The sequence below is a fragment of the Kitasatospora sp. NPDC097691 genome, from assembly GCF_040302665.1.
Lineage (GTDB): Bacteria > Actinomycetota > Actinomycetes > Streptomycetales > Streptomycetaceae > Kitasatospora.
The window spans coordinates 1-18,458 of record NZ_JBEORY010000034.1 but is presented as its reverse complement, the minus strand read 5'-3'; the positions used below and the strand labels follow the sequence as shown (position 1 = coordinate 18,458).

At 74.7% G+C, this 18,458-nt stretch carries 15 protein-coding genes and 2 pseudogenes; 9 read left to right on the top strand and 8 right to left on the bottom strand.

Annotation, left to right across the window (positions count from 1 at the left end):
- Positions 1 to 20 precede the first annotated feature (20 nt).
- Positions 21 to 1,433 carry an MFS transporter gene (locus ABTY56_RS23190; RefSeq protein ID WP_350630898.1) on the bottom strand — a complete coding sequence of 471 codons (1,413 nt, stop codon included), beginning with the start codon at positions 1,431 to 1,433 and terminating at the stop codon, positions 21 to 23.
- Positions 1,430 to 2,047 (bottom strand): ArsR/SmtB family transcription factor, encoded by a 618-nt coding sequence (locus tag ABTY56_RS23185; protein ID WP_350630897.1) that lies wholly within the window; start codon positions 2,045 to 2,047, stop codon positions 1,430 to 1,432. Before ABTY56_RS23185 ends, ABTY56_RS23190 begins: the two co-directional genes overlap by 4 nt.
- 363 nt (positions 2,048 to 2,410) lie before the next feature.
- On the opposite strand from ABTY56_RS23185, the gene ABTY56_RS23180 reads away from it, so the two are divergent.
- The gene (locus tag ABTY56_RS23180) at positions 2,411 to 3,232 is read left to right on the top strand and encodes a histidine kinase (RefSeq protein ID WP_350630896.1); all 822 of its coding nucleotides are present in this window, start codon (positions 2,411 to 2,413) and stop codon (positions 3,230 to 3,232) included.
- A gap of 118 nt (positions 3,233 to 3,350) precedes the next feature.
- Entirely contained in the window at positions 3,351 to 5,078 is a 1,728-nt protein-coding gene (gene polX, locus ABTY56_RS23175) for a DNA polymerase/3'-5' exonuclease PolX (RefSeq protein ID WP_350630895.1), read from the top strand.
- 33 nt (positions 5,079 to 5,111) lie between these two features.
- Here the strand turns inward: polX and ABTY56_RS23170 are convergent, their stop codons facing one another.
- Both ABTY56_RS23170 and ABTY56_RS23165 read right to left on the bottom strand, forming a co-directional pair.
- A complete protein-coding gene (locus ABTY56_RS23170; protein ID WP_350630894.1) occupies positions 5,112 to 5,990 on the bottom strand; it encodes a carbohydrate kinase family protein in 879 nt (292 codons plus the stop codon).
- Positions 5,991 to 5,993: 3 nt separating this feature from the next.
- Complete coding sequence (locus tag ABTY56_RS23165; RefSeq protein WP_350630893.1) at positions 5,994 to 6,986, bottom strand: pseudouridine-5'-phosphate glycosidase; 993 nt, start codon at positions 6,984 to 6,986, stop codon at positions 5,994 to 5,996.
- A gap of 197 nt (positions 6,987 to 7,183) precedes the next feature.
- On the opposite strand from ABTY56_RS23165, the gene ABTY56_RS23160 reads away from it, so the two are divergent.
- On the top strand, positions 7,184 to 8,848 hold the full coding sequence (locus ABTY56_RS23160) for a peptide-N4-asparagine amidase (RefSeq protein ID WP_350630892.1): 1,665 nt from the start codon (positions 7,184 to 7,186) through the stop codon (positions 8,846 to 8,848).
- 496 nt (positions 8,849 to 9,344) lie between these two features.
- Here ABTY56_RS23160 and ABTY56_RS23155 read toward each other — a convergent pair whose 3' ends face one another.
- A complete protein-coding gene (locus ABTY56_RS23155) occupies positions 9,345 to 10,052 on the bottom strand; it encodes a response regulator (protein WP_350630891.1) in 708 nt (235 codons plus the stop codon).
- 99 nt (positions 10,053 to 10,151) lie between these two features.
- On the opposite strand from ABTY56_RS23155, the pseudogene ABTY56_RS23150 reads away from it, so the two are divergent.
- Together ABTY56_RS23150 and ABTY56_RS23145 are read left to right on the top strand one after the other, a co-directional pair.
- A pseudogene (locus tag ABTY56_RS23150) lies at positions 10,152 to 10,532 on the top strand (fibronectin type III domain-containing protein); the annotation flags it as partial.
- On the top strand, positions 10,457 to 11,758 hold the full coding sequence (locus ABTY56_RS23145) for a metallophosphoesterase (protein WP_350630953.1): 1,302 nt from the start codon (positions 10,457 to 10,459) through the stop codon (positions 11,756 to 11,758). The pseudogene ABTY56_RS23150 and the gene ABTY56_RS23145, both read left to right, overlap by 76 nt.
- 104 nt (positions 11,759 to 11,862) lie before the next feature.
- Here ABTY56_RS23145 and ABTY56_RS23140 read toward each other — a convergent pair whose 3' ends face one another.
- The gene (locus ABTY56_RS23140; RefSeq protein ID WP_350630890.1) at positions 11,863 to 13,155 is read right to left on the bottom strand and encodes an ATP-binding protein; all 1,293 of its coding nucleotides are present in this window, start codon (positions 13,153 to 13,155) and stop codon (positions 11,863 to 11,865) included.
- A 161-nt stretch (positions 13,156 to 13,316) separates the two neighbouring features.
- Here ABTY56_RS23140 and ABTY56_RS23135 point away from each other — a divergent pair, with 161 nt between their 5' ends.
- Positions 13,317 to 13,883, top strand: coding sequence for a hypothetical protein (locus ABTY56_RS23135; protein ID WP_350630889.1), 567 nt, complete (start codon positions 13,317 to 13,319; stop codon positions 13,881 to 13,883).
- 291 nt (positions 13,884 to 14,174) lie between these two features.
- Entirely contained in the window at positions 14,175 to 14,906 is a 732-nt protein-coding gene (locus ABTY56_RS23130) for a (2Fe-2S)-binding protein (RefSeq protein ID WP_350630888.1), read from the top strand.
- Positions 14,907 to 15,034: 128 nt separating this feature from the next.
- On the opposite strand, the gene ABTY56_RS23125 is transcribed toward ABTY56_RS23130, so the two are convergent.
- On the bottom strand, positions 15,035 to 15,787 hold the full coding sequence (locus ABTY56_RS23125) for a FadR/GntR family transcriptional regulator (protein WP_350630887.1): 753 nt from the start codon (positions 15,785 to 15,787) through the stop codon (positions 15,035 to 15,037).
- A 305-nt stretch (positions 15,788 to 16,092) separates the two neighbouring features.
- Between ABTY56_RS23125 and ABTY56_RS23120 the strand changes: the two genes are divergently transcribed.
- Both ABTY56_RS23120 and ABTY56_RS23115 read left to right on the top strand, forming a co-directional pair.
- Positions 16,093 to 16,371 (top strand): hypothetical protein, encoded by a 279-nt coding sequence (locus ABTY56_RS23120; RefSeq protein ID WP_502893170.1) that lies wholly within the window; start codon positions 16,093 to 16,095, stop codon positions 16,369 to 16,371.
- Positions 16,368 to 17,627, top strand: coding sequence for a CaiB/BaiF CoA transferase family protein (locus ABTY56_RS23115; protein ID WP_350630886.1), 1,260 nt, complete (start codon positions 16,368 to 16,370; stop codon positions 17,625 to 17,627). The genes ABTY56_RS23120 and ABTY56_RS23115 overlap by 4 nt, the downstream gene beginning before the upstream one ends.
- A 127-nt stretch (positions 17,628 to 17,754) precedes the next feature.
- On the opposite strand, the pseudogene ABTY56_RS23110 reads toward ABTY56_RS23115, so the two are convergent.
- Positions 17,755 to 18,458: pseudogene (locus ABTY56_RS23110) on the bottom strand (hypothetical protein); the annotation flags it as partial.

Sequence of the window (18,458 nt, the reverse complement as noted above, 5' to 3'; positions counted from 1 at the left end):
ATCAGCCCCGCGAACGGCGCCTACGAGTGCGCCGGAGCCGGCTCCCGCGTGGCGTCCGCCGCCTGCTCGCTCCCGACGGCCTCGCCGTCCGAGCCCGCCGCACGGCCTCGGAGGTCGTCCATCTCCCGCCACTCGGGCCGCAGTCCGGCCAGCGTCGTGGCGGCGAAGTAGAGGGCGCCGGCCGCGAGCAGGCTGGGTATCAGGCCGACCAGCGCGACCGCCGCACCGGCGACGAGACCGCCGAGGGGGATCCCGGCCCAGGCGAGGGAGTCGCCGAGGGCGTGGACACGGCCGAGCAGGTGGCGGGGCACCCGCTCGAAGAGCACGGCGCCGAGGATCGGGTTGAGGAAGCCGGAGCCGAAACCGCCGATCGCGAAGACCGTGAGCACCACCCACAGCGGCGCGCCGAGGGCGAGCACCACGAACCGGGGCGCGCCGCACAGCAGGAAGCCGACGAAGAAGACCGTCCGACGGGGCAGGCGGGAGGCGACGGCCGCCGCGATCAGGCTGCCGACGACGGCCGTGGCGCCCATGACACCGGCGGACAGGCCGATAGCGGCCGGGCCGTTGCTGGACTCCTGCGCCCAGATCGGGACGAGGACGGTGATGAAGCCGGCATCGAGCAGGTTGGTGATGCCGACCAACACGATCACCGCGAGCAGCAGCGGCTCGGACCGCAGGAAGGCGAAGCCCTCGCGGAACATCCGCCAGTAGCCGGCGCCCTGCGCCCCGTCCCCCGCCGACTCGGACGACTCGGACGACTCGGACGGCCCGGACGGCGCAGCGGCCGTACCGGGCACGGCCGGGCGCCCCATGCCGCGCGGCAGCGCGAGGGCGATGATCAGGGACCCGAGGGCGAACGTGGCCGCGTTGACCGCCAGCCCGGCCAGCGGGCCCATCAGCGCGACCAGCCCGCCGCCCACCGCCGGCCCGATCGTGGAGGCCAGCCGCTCGGTGACACCGGACAGCCCGGTGGCGCGCTCCATCGGCACCCGGGCGCGGTCGGCCGCCTCCGGGACCATGACCGACTTGGCCAAGTCCCCCGGACCGCGCATCGCGCCGATCACCGCGACCATCACCAGCAGCACCCAGAACGGGAGCAGCCCCTGCGCGTGCAGCAGCGGGACCAGCCCGGCCGCGGTGGCGCTCACCGCGTCCGTCGTCCAGGACACCACCCGCGGCCCGAGCCGGTCGACCACCGGCCCCGTCAGCGCCTTGACCAGCACGTACGGCGCCATCTCGGCGAAGGCGGCCAGGCCCGTCATGGTGGCGCTGCCGGTGGTGGCCAGGACGAACCAGGGCAGGGCGATGGCCGAGACGCGGGTGCCGGTCACGGAGACGGCCGTGGCGGTCAGCACCCCGGCCAGCGGCCGGAAGCTGCGTGCGGGCGGATCGACGGTGGCGGCGGTGCCGACGGCGACGCTGGCGGTCATGCTGATTCCCCCTCGGTGGCGGTGCTGCTCGGATCCGGCAGGACGTGGACGATCACGGAGACCTGCTCGGTGCCCTCCGGCGCGGGCCCTGCGGCGTCGATCCGGCGGTAGCGCCCGATCACCTCGGACAGCTCGCCGGTCAGCTGCTCGGCCTCGGCGGGCGTGAGCTGCAGGATCAGGTCGCTGAGGTCCGTCACCCGGCGCCACTCGCGCGGCATGGTCTCGAAGGCGTCCAGCGTGCGCTGGCCGGCAAGGCTGTGCGCGGCCAGGACGGACCGCAGGAAGCCGACGGCCGTGTCGGGCTCCTCGTCCGCCATGTCGTCCCCCGTCCACACCGTGAGCCGGTGGGCCGAACGCCACCAGCGCTCACGGGCGTTGCCGCGCTCCTGGTCCTCCTCGACGAAGCCCGCGGCGGCGAGCTGGCGCAGGTGGTAGCTGGTGGCCCCGGAGTTGAGCCCCAGCTGGGCGGCGAGCCTCGTCGCCGTGGACGGGCCGTGCTTGCGCAGCAGCCCGACCAGCTGCATGCGCACCGGGTGCGCCATCGCCTTCATGCCCTTGGCGGTGATGGCGATGTGCGGGTCGTCGCTGTGCTTCCAGCCGCGGTCTTCGGTCATGGCAGGAGCCTAAAACCACAAAGGATCCTTTGCAAAGGGTTTTCTGCGAAGAACTCTTTGCGGTTCCCGCGCTTGCCCGCGCTTGCCCGCGCTTGCCTCCGCTTCCCTCGGTTTCCCTCCGTTTCCGCGCCTCCCCGCGCCTCCCCACGGCTCCCGGAAGGGCCTGGTCAGCGTGGAGCGCCCCGCCGCTCGGCGGGTGCACCACCGGCCGCTCGGCGGGGGCGCGGGCCGGGTTCGCGTCCCGGGGCGGGATTGTCACCCGGGCGGGCGGGGCGCAGGCTGGCAGGAGGGCCGGGGAAGCGGCCCGCCCCGGCCGGCCGCGGAACCGATGACGGCCGCCGGTGAGGCACGAGGGGCAGGGCGATGACACACGGGAGGCTCTGGGGCTACGTCGCGTCGGGGGCCCGGGCGCTCGCCGCGTTCGGCGGCGCGGGCGGCACCGGACGCAGGAGCGGCACCGGACGCACGGGCGGCTCGGTCGCCGTCGAGCCCGAGGAGGGCCCCGGGCCGTTCCAGTCCGGCACCATGGCCGCGCCCAGGGCGCTCACCCGCGTGGAACTGGAGCGGCTGCGGTGGACCGGCCGGCAGACCGGCTGCGAGCCGATGGCGCGGCACGTCCAGGTGGCCGACGTGGTCCGCCGGGTGATGCGCGGCGGCGGACGCTCGGCGGCCGTCACCGTGCGGGTCGCACCGGGGCTGCCGGTGGTGGCCGGGGACGCCCGACGCCTGGAGGCGGCCCTCGCCGGGCTGGTCGACCACGCGATCCGGCGCAGCCCGCCGGGCGGCCGGGTGCTGGTCCGCGCCGAGGTGGCGGGCGGCGGACGCCGTCCCGGCCCGACGGCCTCGGCCCGGGACCGCAACCGGAACCACAGCTGGGACCGGGACCACAGCTGGGACCGGGACCACAGCTGGGACCGAACCCGCGACCGCAGCCGGGACCGCGACCGGTCCGGCGCCCGGGACGGCGGTGGCGGACGCGGCCGGGTGGAGATCCGGATCTCGGACCGCGGCACCCACGAGCCGCCCGAGGCGCGCGACTGGCTGCTCGCGGGCGTGCGCTCCGGCGGCCCGGTGGGACCGGCCCTGCACAGCCTGGTGCTCGCGGCGGGCGGCCGGCTCGCGGTCGAGTCCACCCCGGGCGGCGGACTGACCGTCGTCCTGCTGCTGACCGTCGCGTCCGACTGACGGCGTGCCCGGACCACCCGCCCCGGCGCGCCCGCAACGCCCCCGCAACGCCCCCGGACCGCCCCGGGGCGACGCCCCACACCCGGCGAACCCGCCCCGCCGAACCTAGACTTGCCCCATGCCCCGGCTCAACGACCAGGTCAGGGAGCTGCTCCAGGAGTACGCCGACCTGATCAACATCACCGGCGGGGACGCCTTCCGGGCCCGCGCCTACGAGAAGGCCGCCCGCGCGGTCGGCGGCCACCCGGAGGACCTCGCGGGCCTGGACGTCAAGGGTCTGCAGCAGATCCCGGGCGTCGGCAAGTCCACCGCCGAGAAGATCGCCGAGTACCTCGACTCGGGCAGGATCACCGCCCTGGAGGCCCTGCGCGCCGAGATCCCGGCCGGGGTGCGGGAGATGATGGCCGTCCCCAGCGTCGGCCCGAAACGCGCCCTGGCGCTCTACCGCGACCTCGGCATCGCCTCGGTGGACGAACTCGCCGAGGCGGTCCGCGCCGACAAGCTGTCCGACCTGGCCGGCTTCGGCGACCGCAGCGGCGAGAAGATCCTGCACGGCATCGAGCTGATGCGGCAGTCCGGCGGCCGGACCCTGCTCGACACCGCCACCGAGCTGGCCGAGCAGCTCGTCGCCGCGCTCTCCGCCGTCCCCGGCTGCACCCGCTGCGCGTACGCGGGCTCACTGCGCCGGATGCGCGAGACGGTGGGCGACATCGATGTGCTCGCGACCGCCGAGGACTCCGCCCCGCTGATGGCCGCGCTCACCGAACTCCCGTACGTGGCCGAGGTGATCGGGAGCGGCACGACCAAGACCTCGGTGCGCACCACCCGGGGCGTGCAGGTGGACCTGCGGGTCGTCCCGGAGGAGGACTGGGGTGCGGCGCTGGTCTACTTCACCGGCTCGAAGGCGCACAACATCAAGCTGCGCACGATGGCCGTACGGGCCGGACTGAAGCTCTCCGAGTACGGGCTGTTCGAGGTGGACGGCGGCGCCAAGGTGGTCTCGGAGACCGAGGACGAGGTGTACGCGGCGCTCGGCCTGCCGTGGATCGCACCGACGCTGCGCGAGGACCGGGGCGAGATCGAGGCCGCCCTGAACGGTGAACTCCCCGACCTGGTCCAGGAGTCCGACCTGCGCGGCGACCTGCACACGCACACCGACCTGACCGACGGGCTGGCCACCCTGGAGGAGATGATCGACACCGCCGCCGCCCGCGGCTACTCCTACTTCGCCGTCACCGACCACGCGCCGAACCTGGTCATGCAGCGGATGACCGACGAGAAGATGCTCGCCCAGCGCGAGCAGGTGCGCCGACTGGCCGACCGGCACAAGAAGTTGAGGCTGCTGCACGGCACCGAGCTGAACATCGACCCGGACGGCGGGGTGGACTGGCCAGCCGAGTTCCTGGCCGGCTTCGACGTCTGCGTGGCCTCCGTGCACTCGCACTTCACCCTCGACCGCGCCGCCCAGACCCGACGGCTGGTCCGCGCCTGCGAGAACCCGTACGTGCACGTCATCGGCCACCTCACCACCCGACGGATCGGCAGCCGCGGCCCCATCGACGTCGACCTGGACGCGGTGTTCGAGGCCGCCGCTCGTACCGGCACCGCGATCGAGATCAACAGCTCCCCGCAGCGGCTCGACCTGCGGGACGAGGACATCCTGCGGGCCAGGCGCCACGGCGTCCGGTTCAGCATCGACAGCGACGCCCACGCCACCCCGCACCTGGCCTACCCGCGGTTCGGCATCGGCACGGCGCAGCGCGGCTGGCTCACCGCCGAGGACGTGGTCAACACCTGGACGTGGCAGAAGCTGAAGCGCTTCCTGCGCAAGGACGCCCTGCGCTGAGCGCACAGGGCGTCCCGCGCCGCCGCCGGACCGTCACCCCTCGCCGCAGGAGGCCCCCGGCGACGCCAGTACCCGGGCCGCGCTGCGGTGCCCGAGCCCGGCCGCGTGCCGCAGGTCCCCGGTCTCGAGGAACCCGGCCAGGAATCCCGCCGCGAAGGCGTCCCCGGCGCCGGTGAGGTCGCGCACCTCCGCGACCGGCGGTACCGGCACCGTGAACAGCCCCTCGCCGGGCACGTCGACGGTGGTCGGCTCGGCGCCCGCCTTGGTGACCACCGTGGTCGCCGCCAGCCGGGACCGCTCGGGCCCGGGCAGGCCCCCCACCAGCAGGCCCAGGAAGGTGGACTCCGAGCGGTCGGCGAACACGAAGGTGGGCGCCAACCCGGCCAGCAGGGCGAGGAACCGCTCCCGTCCGAACCGCTCCAGCATGCCGGTCGAGGAGGCGTCCACCGAGGTGGTGCCGCCCGCCTGCCGCACCCGTGCGAGGGCGTCCACCGCCGTGGCGGCGACCGGCTCTCCGTCGAAGGAGTAGGCCGGCACGTGCAGGTGGGTCAGACCGGCCAGCCACTCGTCCGGAACGCGCTCCAGCAAGGTGGCGGCGCCCCGGTCGGGCAGCATGGTCCGCTCGCCGTCCCGGTCGATCAGCACCACGATGCTGCCGGTCCGGCCGCGCCGGGACACCCGGACGTCGACGCCGTGACCGCGCAGTTCGGCGACCACGGCGTCGCCGACCGCGTCCTCGCCGACGCAGCCGAGGAAGCGCGCCGGGTACTGCCCGGCGGCAAAGCGGGCGACGTTGGCCGCGCTGCCGCCGCGCCGTCGGAAGACCCGGGCGCCGGAGTCGGTGCCGTGCCGCAGCGGGCCGTCGACCCAGACCACGACGTCCTCGACGAGGTCACCGAGCACCCCCAGCACGGCTCAGGCCCCGCTCTGCGCAGCCGGAGCGGGCGACTTCGCCGACTCCGCCGAAGCAGCCGAGGCAGCCGAGGCGGCCAGGGCGGTGGCGATCTCGCCGCCGAGCCTGACGTTGCCCCGGTACACCTCGACGTTGACCTCCAGGCTGCGGCCGCCGGTGTCGCGCTGGATGTGGTCCAGCAGGAAGGGGGTGGAGGCGTTGCCGGTGATGCCCAGGCGATCGGCCTCGGCTCGGGCGCGGGCCAGGATGCCGTCCAGCTCTTCCGGCGGCAGCTGCTTGGCCGGGTCGACCGGGTTGGCGATCAGGACGGCCTGCGGCAGGTCGAGCCGGTCGCGGGCGTCGATGACCTTCGCGGCCTCCTCGGGCGTTTCGACGCTGAAGTTGATCTCGTGGCCGGAGTCGGTGACGTAGAAGCCGGGGTACTTGCGGGTGCGGTAGCCGAGGACCGGGATGTTGAGGGTCTCGAAGCGCTCCAGGGTGGCCCGGATGTCGAGGATCGACTTCACACCGGCGCTGATCACGGTGACCGGGGTGGCGGCCAGGGTGGTCAGGTCGGCCGACTCGTCGAAGCTCTCGGAGGCACCGAAGTGGACGCCGCCGAGGCCGCCGGTGGAGAAGACCCGGATGCCCGCGCGGTGGGCGAGGAAGGCGGTGGCGGCGACGGTGGTACCGCCGTGCCGGCCGAGCGCGGCGACCACCGGGAGGTCGCGCAGGCTGACCTTGTCCAGGCCGTCGGTGGCGGAGAGTTCGGTGATCTGCCCGGTGCTCAGACCGACCGTCGGCACCCCGGCGTGTACCCCGACGGTCGCCGGCACGACGCCCGCCTCCCGCAGTTGCTGCTCCGCCTCGAGGGCGACGGCCAGGTTGCGGGGGCGCGGCAGGCCGTGCGTGAAGATGGTCGATTCCAGGGCGACCACGGGCCGGCCGTCGGCGAGGGCCCGCACGACCTCCTCGGCGACGTGGACGGCGGGGGTGCTGGGCGGAAGTCCGGTCATGATGCGCACTCTCTGTGAGATGCCACTGCGGCGGGGCAACGCGGTTGTCAGCGTGTGGACGGGCACTACCCCGTCCACCACCCTTGGCCCTACCCCGTCCGCCGCCCTTGACGCTGGCATGCCACCGCCGGAAGGATGCCGGATCATCCCTCCGGCCCGCGGCAGCGCTACGGGCCGCCCGACCCCGGGGACCCGCCTTGGCCCTGCGCCCGCTGCTCCGCCGCGCCGCCGGCTTACTCGGTGCCGCCGTGCTCTCCCTCGCCGGCACCCTCACCGCCGCCGGCCCCGCCCACGCCGACTTCGGCACCGACTACCACGACCCGGTCACCGCCACCAAGCCCCTCACCCGGCCCGACACCCGCTCCTGCACCGTCGAGGCGATGCACCAGCGCGAGTTCCGCAACGGCTACGGCAACCCGCCCGACACGCCGTACACCGCCACCCTCACCCCGCCCGCCGACTGCGCGGGCCCGTGGTCGGCGGTGGTGCTGGACCTCCACGGACAGGTCGCGGGACGGCAGTTCGACCGGATGTTCAGCGTCCGCGTCGGCGGCGTCCAGGTGATGCTCTCCTCCACCCCGGAGCCGTCCAAGGACGGCATCGAGTGGAACGTCGAGCACGACGTCACCCGGTACGCCCCACTGTTCGCCGCCGGGCCGCAGGAGTTCTCCTTCGACCTCGCCAACGTCACCGACGCCACCTACACCGGTGTCTTCACGATCAGCGCGACCCTGACCTACTACACCGCGAGCAGCCACTGGCCGGCCGCCCGCGGCGCCGACCGGCTGCTCACCACCGGACCGTTCGCGCTCACCCAGGCCGCCCCCGCCGCCGAGCGCGAACTCGCCTTCCCGCAGAACCTGGAGCGCCTCACCGCCGAGGTCTACACCCGGGGCGGCGGCGCCTGCGAGGAGTTCGCGTACGCCTCCGCACCGGACGCCTTCGTCGCCGCCAACCCGGGCCTCGGCCTCTGCGGCAAGGGCCCGTTCCGCGAACTGCGGCTCACCGTGGACGGGCGGGTGGCCGGAGCGGTCTGGCCGTACCCGGTGATCTACACCGGCGGCTGGGACCCGCTGCTCTGGCGGCCCGTCCCCGGCGTCTTCGCGTTCGACCTGCCCGCCTACCGGCTCGACCTCACCCCGTACGTGGGCCTGTTGCTCGACGGCCGACCGCACACCGTCGGCGTCACGCTGAACGCGGCCGAGGCGCAGAGCAACGACGTCTGGACCGGACAGGTGAACCTCTTCGCCGAGGTCGACCACGGCGCCGCCCGCACCAGCGGGCAGCTCACCGACTACCGGGTCGCCCCGGAAGCCGCCGTCGGCACCGCGCTCGCCGACCACGGCGGCGGCAGCGGCGACTGGGCCGTCACCGCCGCCCGGCACGACCTCGCCCGGGGCTGGGTGCAGACCTCGCACGGCCGGATCACCACCGAGGTCCGCGACGACCTGTCCTTCCGCTCCGGCCAGCAACTGCGCGACAGCGGCAACGACGTGACGCTGCACAACGACACCGACCTCACCCGCACCACCTCGACCCGGGGCGGCGGGCCGCAGCGCACCACCACCGTCCACGAGGGCGAACCGCTGGACGTCACCTACAAGGTGAGCCACGACACGGCGGGCAACACCGACCAGACCACCGCGATGGACCTCGGCTACCACCGCGAGGCCACCACGGCGACCGGCGGCCACGTCACCGAGCGCGCCACCGTCGACCACACCCTGCGCCCGACCGCCCAGCGCCACGACGGCGACCGCACCGTGCGCACCGGCAGCAGCACGGAGGACTACCGGAGCACCGGGCCCGACGGGCCGTACCACCGGACGCTGAGCTTCGTGGACGGGTGGCCGCGGCCCTGAACCCACCTCCGGCGACCGACAGTTCCACCCGGATGACCGCCGGATCGCCCCGGTGGCCGACGGATCGCCCGACGACCGACGGATCGCCGCGTGATCGACCTGCCGGTGATCGACTTGCGAAAATTGCCCGAATTCATGCCGTTCACCCCTGGTGCACGCGGCGTGCGAGGCGCATGATGGGAGATGGACCTGCGAGGTAGCTGAAGGAAGTTCGACCGCAGGAGGCAGTGGCGACAGATCGAGACGGATCAGGGTCTGCCGCTGGTTCTACCTCGGTCGACGATCGAACTACCGGCCGGAGGACGTGACGTCCGGAGGCCACCCCCACCTCGTGGGTTCCGCGCGCGTCCACGGAACAATCCCCTCGGTTCCGTGGACGCGCTGTCCATGTCCCCCTCGCCACTGTCCGAACGGGCCACCGGTCCGGCACCGGTACGGACATCCGTACCGGCACCCACCCGCACCGGCGGGCGCCCGGTCCACTACGGTCGGTCCGCTACGGCCGGTCCGGTACGGCGTAGCCCATCTCCCAGGCGTGCACGGCGATCCCGACCCGGTTCGCCACGCCGAGCTTGCGCTGGATGCTCGCGACGTGGGTCTTCACCGTGCCCGGCGAGATGAACAGTTCCGCGGCGATGTCCGCGTTGGTGCGGCCCGCCGCGACCTGCCCGGCGATCTCCACCTCCCGCTCGGTCAACGGCACCACGGCCGCGGGCCCCCGGGCCCTCCCCCGAGGCTCCGGCCGGCGCGGCGCCGTCACGTGCTGCAGCAGCCGGACCGTGACCGACGGGCTGATCAGGCTCTCCCCGTCGGCCGCCGCCCGCACCGCCTCGGCCAGCAGCGACGGGCCGGAACGCTTCAGCAGGAACCCCGAAGCCCCGTGCTGCAGCGCCGGGTAGACGTACTCGTCCAGGTCGAAGGTGGTCAGCACCACCACCCGCACCGGCTGCGCCACCCCCGGCCCGGCCAGCCGCCGGGTCAGCTCCAGCCCGTCCATCCGCGGCATCCGGATGTCCACCAGCGCGACGTCCGGCCGCAGTTCGGCCGCCAGCTCCAGCGCGGCCAGCCCGTCCGCGGCCTCCCCCACCACCTCGATGTCCGGCTGGGCGTCCAGGAGGCGCCGCACGCCGCGCCGCACGGCCTCCTGGTCGTCCGCGATCAGGGTGCGGATCACCCGCGGGCTCTCACCGTTCGCACGCGTCACGCCCAGCAGTCTGCCACGAGCCCCGCCCCGGACCGGCCGACGGGAAAGTTCACGCGTCGGCCCCGGCGCGGTTCACCTCCGTGCGGTGAGCTGACCGCCATGATGAACGCTTCCAGTGGACGTCTCCCCGTCAGCCGGCGCGGACTCCTGGCCGGCGCCTCGGGCCTCGGCCTCGGCGGTGCCGTGTCCCTCTCCGGCCTCGCCGCCACCCCCGCCGCCGCTGCCCCGGCCGCCTCCGCCGACTCGCCGCTGCTGTGGCAGCGGCCCGGGCGCTCCGGTGCCCCGCGGGTGGCCGGTCTGCACCTCCAGTTCGGCTCGGACGCCTCGCGCGAGGTGGTGGTGTCCTGGCACACCACCAGGTCCGTCGCCAATCCCCGGGTGATGTACGGGACTTCGAACGGAGGATTCGGCCGCACCGTGCAGGCCGCGACCCGCACCTACCGGGACGCCGCCTCCGGGACCGAGGTCCAGGCGCACCACGCCCGGCTGACCGGCCTGCACCCCGACACCGACTACGTCTACGCCGCCGTCCACGACGCGCCACCCCCGAGCTCGGCACCGTCCGCACCGCCCCGCGCGGCCGGTCCGCCTTCACCTTCACCAGCTTCGGCGACCAGGGCACCCCCACCCTCGGCAAGAAGACCGCCAACGGCTACGCCAACGACAACCTCGGCAGCCCCGCCGCCGGTGACACCACCGCCGGGGTCGAACGGATCGCCCCGCTGTTCCACCTGCTCAACGGCGACCTCTGCTACGCGAACATCGCCACCGACCGGATCCGCACCTGGTCCGACTGGTTCGAGAACAACACCCGCTCCGCCCGCCACCGCCCCTGGATGCCCGCGGCCGGCAACCACGAGAACGAGAAGGGCAACGGCCCGATCGGCTACGGCGCCTACCAGGCCTACTTCGACCTGCCGAACTCCGGCTCGGACGAGGAACTGCACGGCCTGTGGTACTCGTTCACCGCCGGCTCGGTGCGCGTCATCAGCCTCAACAACGACGACGTGGCCTACCAGGACGGCGGCAACTCCTACGTCCACGGCTACTCCGGCGGCGCCCAGCAGCGCTGGCTGGAGCGGGAGTTGGCGGCGGCGAACGCGGACCCGGAGATCGACTGGATCGTGGTCTGCATGCACCAGGTGGTGATCTCCACCGCCGACAAGTTCAACGGCGCCGACCTCGGCATCCGCGAGGCCTGGGTGCCGCTGTTCGACAGGTACGGCGTGGACCTGGTGGTCTGCGGCCACGAGCACCACTACGAGCGCTCGCACCCGATCCGCGGCCAGCAGCCGACCGACACCCGCACGCCGATCCCGGTCGCCACCGGCACGCAGACCATCGACACCACCAAGGGCACCGTCCACATGGTGATCGGCGGCGGCGGCACGTCGGCCCCGTCGAACCAGCTCTTCTTCGACCCCCCGAAGGCCCGTGTCATCACCGGCGTCGGCGCCGTCGACCCGGCCACCGGCAAGCGCCCGCCGGTGTACGTGATCGAGGACGCCCCGTGGTCCGCCTTCCGCGACGCCGACAACCCGTACGGCTTCGCGTCCTTCGACGTCCACCCGGGTGACCGCGGCGGGCAGACCACCATCGACGTCACCTACTACTCCGTCAGCGGCCCGTACGGCGACCTCGTCCCCGTCGACCGCTTCACCCTGACCCGCCCGCGCGGGGCCCGCGGCGGCGGCCGGGGCCGCTGACCGGCCGACCCGCCCGGCACGCACCGCGGGCGGCCCCTGCCGGGGGGCTCGGCCGGGCGCCGCCCTCGGGAGGCCGGCCTCCTCGGAGGACTCCCCGGCCCGCGCTACCGCCCCGGCAGGGTGCAGGTGACCCGCCAGCCCGCGGGCTCGACCGGGCCCGCGCTCAGCGAGCCGCCGTGCGCGGCGGTGCGGGCGGTGAGGCCGGCCAGTCCGGTCCCGCCCGAGCCGGGGCGGCGGCGCAGCAGCGGCTTGCGGGCGGGACCGCCGTTGTCGGTGACGGTCACCCGGACGGTGCCGTCCGGGCCGGGGGCCGCCCGGACGGCGACCTCGGTGGCCTGCGGGGCGTGGCGGCGGATGTTGGTGAGGGCCTCCAGGACGACGGCGTAGGCGGTCGCCTGGGTCTCGGCGGGGAGCAGGTCGGCGGCGCCGGGGGCCAGTTCGGCGTCGGCGCGCAGGCCGCCGCCCGTAGCGCCGAAGCGGGCGACCAGTTCGGGGAGGTCGGCCAGGCCCAGGCGGCGCGTGGTCGCCCCGGCGGCCTGCTCGCTCCGCCCGTCCTCCCGGCCCGGCCCGTCCGGTTCGCTCCGCCCGTCCCGCTCGCCCTGTCCGTCCCACTCGCCCCGACCGTCCGGGCCGCCGCTCTGCGTTTCGCGCAGGGCTCCCACCATCTCGTCCATCGAGTCCAACGCCCGCAGCCCGGCCTCCTCCAGACGGCGCAGCAGCGCGGCGGTCTCCGCCGGCTCCTGGCCCGGGAGTTGACCGGCCTGGGCCTCCAGCACGATGCCGGTGATCTCGTGGGCGACGAAGTCGTGCAGCCCCCGGGCCACTTCGAGCCGCTGCTCGCGCCGGGCCCGGGCGACGGCCCGCTCCCGGCGGGCGTCCAGGACGCGCAGGTAGAGCGCCGCCCCCGCGACCCCGAGCGCCGGCAACAGGGACAACAGCACACCGACCACCGGGCCGGCCGCACCGCCCTGGGGCGTCCGGAGGGCGAACCGCAGCGGCAGCACGACGGCCGCGAGCCCGACCAGACCGCCGACCGGCCCCGCCCACCGGTCGGGCAGCCGGCGCACGGCCCGGAACAGCAGCCCGAGCAGCGCAGTCCACTCGAAGGGCAGCCAGAACGCGGGCAGCCGGTACGGGCCCGAGTAGAGCAGGTCGAGCAGCAGCGAGGCACCGGCCACCGCCGCGGCGGCCGGCGCGAGCGCGACCCGCCCCGCGGGCCACGACAGCAGCGCCACCACTGCGGCGAGCGCGGCCGTCAGGGCCGGCAGCACGGCCGCGCCGCGCTCGCCCGCGTGGGCGAGCACGACGGGCGCCGTCAGGACCAGGGCGGCGACGACGGCGAGCGGGCGCCGGAGCTGGCGCGGCCGGGCGGGGTGAGGCAGGGATTCGGTGCGCACCCGGCCGAGCCTACGGGCCGCTCTCCCGGGGGAGGCGGGCCTCATCCCCGGGAGGGAGGGGCGCACCGTCGAACTCCCCTCCGCAGCGTGAGGTGCGGCCGGGCCGGCTGCAGCAGACTCGTTGTCGCCGGAGCAACCGTCCCGAAGGAGAACCAACCGTCATGAACCGTCGCCTCGCCACCGCTGCGGCCTCGATCCTCCTGCTGGTCGCGACGGTGGCCACCGCCGTGCCGGCCTCCGCCGCGGAGCCGGCCGCGAGCGCGGGCGACGCCGGGGCCGCGGCGGGGGCGGGGGCGGTGAGCTTGCGCGGCACCGGGGACACCGTCCTCACCTCCGCGTTCGGCGAGTTCGCGGGCGACCCGGTCCGGATCTCGGTCGACGCCCGCGCCGCCGGCAACACGGACCCCGGCACCACCCGCGGCCACTTCCACGTCCGTCACGTGCACAACGACGGCCGGCTGGTCGCCGACTTCGAGGGGGACATCACCTGCCTGGGCGTCGGCGGACGGGAGGCGATCGCCACCGGCGTGATCACCAAGGGCGAGGCGCCGTGGTTCCCGGGCCTGGAGGTGGTCGGCCGGAAGGTCTCGGTCTCGGTGGAGGACAACGGCCGCCACGGGGACCGGCTCGGCTGGGTCTGGGCCGCGCTGGGCCAGCCGGTCGCGGACTGCCAGGGCACGGTACCGTTCATCCGCACGACCGCCGGCGACTTCACCGTGCGCGGCTGACACCCGCCCGACCAGGGCCTTCCTGGCCTTCCTGGGCCCACGGGATCTCCAGGCCCTCCGGATCCGAACGGGGCCTTGGGGGTCCGAACGGGCCCTTGGGGGTCCGAACGGGCCGTACGCCGTCGCCCGGTCGCTGCCGCCCGGTCGCTGCCGCCCCGAGCACCCGGACCCCCTGGAGGCCCCGATGTCGCCCGACCGCCCGACCGCACCCGGGCCATCCGAAGCCGGCGCGGGGTTCAACGACCCCACAGGGGAGGGCCGTTGAACCCCGCGCCCGACCCACGTGCCCCCATGCCCGGATCGCCGACCCCCGACTACGGCCGACTCGCCGCCGTCGGCCCGTACTTCGCCCTGGACACCTCCTCCGACGGGGTGCCGCCCGAGGGCTTCCGCCCGCTTCCCGAGCTGTACGGCACCGGCCCGGACGCACCGCTGGCCGGGCGCCTGCGGGTGGTGGCGCAGCGCCTCGGCACCCACGAACCCCGGGTCGCCGCCTCGATCCTGCACCTGGGGCTGGCCGCCCGGTTCTGGTCGGTGGGTCTCGGTTCGGCCGTCCTGCTGGGAACGGTCCCGACGCTGGAGCACGCCTGGGTACGGATCCCCGACCAGGGCCCGCTCGACCTGTGGACGCCACCGGAGCCCGCCCGGCCGGCCGCCGGAACGCTCGCCGACCGGCTCCACGCCGCCGTGCTGGTGGGCCAGTTGGAGCCGCTGGCGGCAGCCGTCCGGGCCGCCGCGCCGCTCTCCCCACGCCTGCTGCTCGGCAACGCCGCTTCCGCGCTGGCCGGCACGCTGCGGGTACTGGACGCCCATGCGCCGGGCGCCGCAGGGGCGTTGGTCGCGGAGTTGCTGGGCCGCCCGCCGCTGGCGGGGGCGGGCACGCTGCGCACGGGCCCGCGCGGCACGGCGTTCCGACGGAACAGCTGCTGCCTCTACTACCGGGTCGGGCCGGGCGCCGGGCTCTGCGGGGACTGCTGCTTCACCGAACCGCCGACGCGTCGGGAGAGCGGCCGGGGCAGGTAGCGGGAGCGGAACAACGAATACCTTGACAAATGAGTGTCACACTCGGCGGTGGCAGGCAGGGTGAACGTGCTGGCCATGACGGCTCCGGCGGGCGGGTGGGGTTCCGGGTACGACGGCACGACGCCCGGTCAGCTGTCGTCCGCCAACTCCAGGTGCCCCCGGACCAGGTGGTGCACGCACCCGACGACGTGCGCCTCGGCGGCGGCGCGGGCGCCGACCGCGTCGCCGGCCAGGACGGCGACCAGGATCTCCCGGTGCTGCTCGGCGAGGCGCTCCTGGTCGGCGCCGTACGGGGCGGGCAGCCAGAGCAGCGGGCCGAGTTCGGCCTGCAGCCGGACGGCGAGCTGGGTGAGGCGCACCGACTGCGCGGCGACGGTGAGTTCGATGTGGAAGCGGGCGTCGGCGCGGCGCTGCTCGGCGGGCCCGGCAGCGTCGCGCAGCTCGTGCACCAGGCGGGTGAGCCGGGGGCCGAGGTCGGCGGGGGCGCGTTCGGCGGCGAGCCGGGCGGCGGTGCCGAACACGGCCAGCTCCTCGTCCCCGAGGTCACGCAGGTCCACCGTGGCGATGTCCCGCAGCCTGGCGAGTTGGAGGGGCTGGGAGCCCTCGACGGGGGTGCGGATGAAGCTGCCGCCGTTGCGGCCGCGCCGGGTCTCGATCAGGCCGGCCTCGCGGAGCAGCGCGAGCGCTTCCCGGACGGTGCCGTTGGCGACGCCGAGCTGGTCGGACAGGTCGTTCTCGCTGGGCAGTTGGTCCCCGTCGGCGACCAGGCCGAGGGCGATCGCCTCGGTGATCCGGCGGGCCACCGCGTCGGCGCGTCCGAGGTCGGTGAGCGGCGCGAGCACGGCGCTGAGCAGCGGGGTCGCACTGCCGATGGTCGCCATGCCGTGCCCCCTCCTCGATCGCCGCCGCCGGTTCACCGCCCGGCCGGGTGCTTCCGGCAGGGTACCGCCGGTCGGCGCGCACCCTTGCCGCTAGAAACCCAGTCTCGTATGTTTTCCGCAGCCTCGGCCCGCACGCGGGCCCGCTCGCCCCACGCGCCGCCGCAGAACTCCGCACTGCCCCAGATCACCGCACTGCCGCAGAGCACTTGCCCGACTGCTGCACAACACTGCCGAACAGCATTCCCCCGACGCACTCCGCCCACGCACTCCCCCGACGCATCACGACACGTTCCCAGGAGCAGGTCATGACCGATGCCAGTGCACGTGCCACCACCTCCCCTCCTCCCGGCGGTGCCCCCGACGCGGACGCCGAACGGCTGGCCACCCTCGGCTACACCTCCGAGTTCAAACGCGACATGAGCCTCTGGGCGAACTTCTCCCTCGGCTTCACCTATCTCTCCCCCGTCGTCGGCGTGTACACGCTCTTCGCCTCCTCCCTCAAGACCGCGGGCCCGCCGATGGTCTGGAGCTTCCTGATCGCGGCAGCCGCACGGGAAGCAGTCGACCGGGGACCGGTCGCATGACCGGCCTCCCCCTCGACGGCGTCCTGGTCGCCGACTTCGGCCGCGTCCTCGCCGCGCCCTACCTCACCATGCTGCTGGCCGACCTCGGCGCCGACGTGATCAAGGTCGAGCAACCCGGCACAGGCGACGACACCCGCGCCTGGGGCCCGCCCCACGCCCAGGGCGAGGCCACCTACTTCCTCTCCGTCAACCGCAACAAGCGCTCCCTCACCCTCGACCTGCGCGACCCGGCCGATCTCGCCCGCGCCGTCGAACTCGTCCGCCGCGCCGACGTGTTGGTGGAGAACTTCCGACCCGGCACGATGGCGCGCCACGGTCTCGGCCCCGCCCGTGCGCAGACCCTCAACCCCCGGCTCGTCTACTGCTCGATCACCGGCTTCGGCTCCGGCAAGGGAGCCGAACTCCCCGGCTACGACCTGCTGGTGCAGGCGGTCGGCGGCCTGATGTCGGTGACCGGCCCGGCGCCCGGCGAGCCGGTGAAGGCCGGGGTCGCGTTGGTGGACGTGCTCACCGGGCTGCACGCGGCGGTCGGCGTGCTGGCGGCGCTGCGCGATCGCGAGAGCACCGGCCGGGGCCAGCTGGTGGAGCTGAACCTGCTGTCCACACTGCTCTCCGGCCTGGTCAACCAGTCCGCCGGGTACACCCTGGCCGGAGCCGTGCCCGGCATCCTCGGCAACCGCCACCCCTCGATCGCCCCGTACGAGGTGTTCACCGCCGCCGACCGCCCGCTCGTCGTCGCGGTCGGCAACGACCGCCAGTTCGCCGCCCTCTGCCGGGGTGTCGGCGCACCCGAGCTGGCCGGCGACCCGCGGTTCGCCACCAACTCCGACCGGGTCGCGCACGTGTCCGCGCTCGCCCGCGAGCTCACCGCCCGGCTCGAACGCCGCACCGCCGCCGAGTGGTTCGCGGTGCTCACCCCGCTCGGCGTGCCCTGCGGCCCGGTCAACGACGTGGCCGAGGCGTTCGCCCTGGCCGACTCCCTCGGCCTGAGCCCCCGCGCCCCGTTGCCCGGCCCGGACGGCCGCCCGCTGGACCTGGTCGCCAACCCGATCGGCCTGTCCCGCACCCCTCCGCGCTACCAGCTGCCCCCACCCGGGCTCGGCGAGCACACCGCCGAGCTCACCGCCTGGCTGGACGCCCCGGCGACCCCCGTACCACCCGTGCCACCCGTGCCACCCGTGCCACCCGTGCCACCCGCGGTCCGAGCACCCCACGCCGATGCCGCGGACCCCGGAAGCCCCGGGGCAACGGTCTGAGCGCGGCCCGCACGTCGGCCCGCACGTCGGCCCGCGTCCGGCTTGTCCGTAGCCGGGCGCGGGCCGCCAATCCTCCATCCGATGCCGATGCCCTGGCACCGGGTGGAAGCCTTTCCCAGGAGTGCGGTCAGACCGCCACCGCCTCCTCCATCTCCTCCTCGGCCTCTGCCGGCGGCTCGACCGGACGACGCCCGCGGCCCTCGTACGCCGCCCCGGCGACCACCGCCGCCGCGCCCAGCAGCAGCCAGACCAGCAGGGACACGACGCGCCCGCCGAGGCCCGCGCCGCCGTCGAAGTACAGGATGCTGCGCGCGCCCTCCAGGAAGCCGGCACCGGTCCAGAAGCCGTGCAGGGCGCCGAAGAAGCCGTTCTGCAGGTCGGGCCGGAAGATGCCGCCCGAGGAGGTGAAGTTGAGCATCACGAACAGGACCATCATCGTCAGCGTGGTCCACCGCTTCAGGAAGCTGTGCAGGCCGATGCCGATCAGCACGATCCCCGCCGAGTAGAGCCAGCCCAGCGCCCAGATCGCGGCGAGGTCGTGGTCGACGACGTGGAACACCGGCCCGGCGGTGACGATGCCGATGACGCTGACCACCAGCGAGACCGCCACGCCGACGAGCGCCCGGATCTTCATGCTCAGCCCGGCTCCGGCGGCGCCGATCGCCGCCACGCTCGCGTACGAGCCGATGCTCAGCGCGACCAGCAGGAAGAACAGGCCCTGGCCGGTCGGGTCGCCCTTGGCGAGGGTGGTCAGGTCGGTGACGTGCAGCGGGACGCCCTGCTTGTCGGTGACGTTGGTGAACACCGCCGTGGCGGCCACCACCGAGGTGT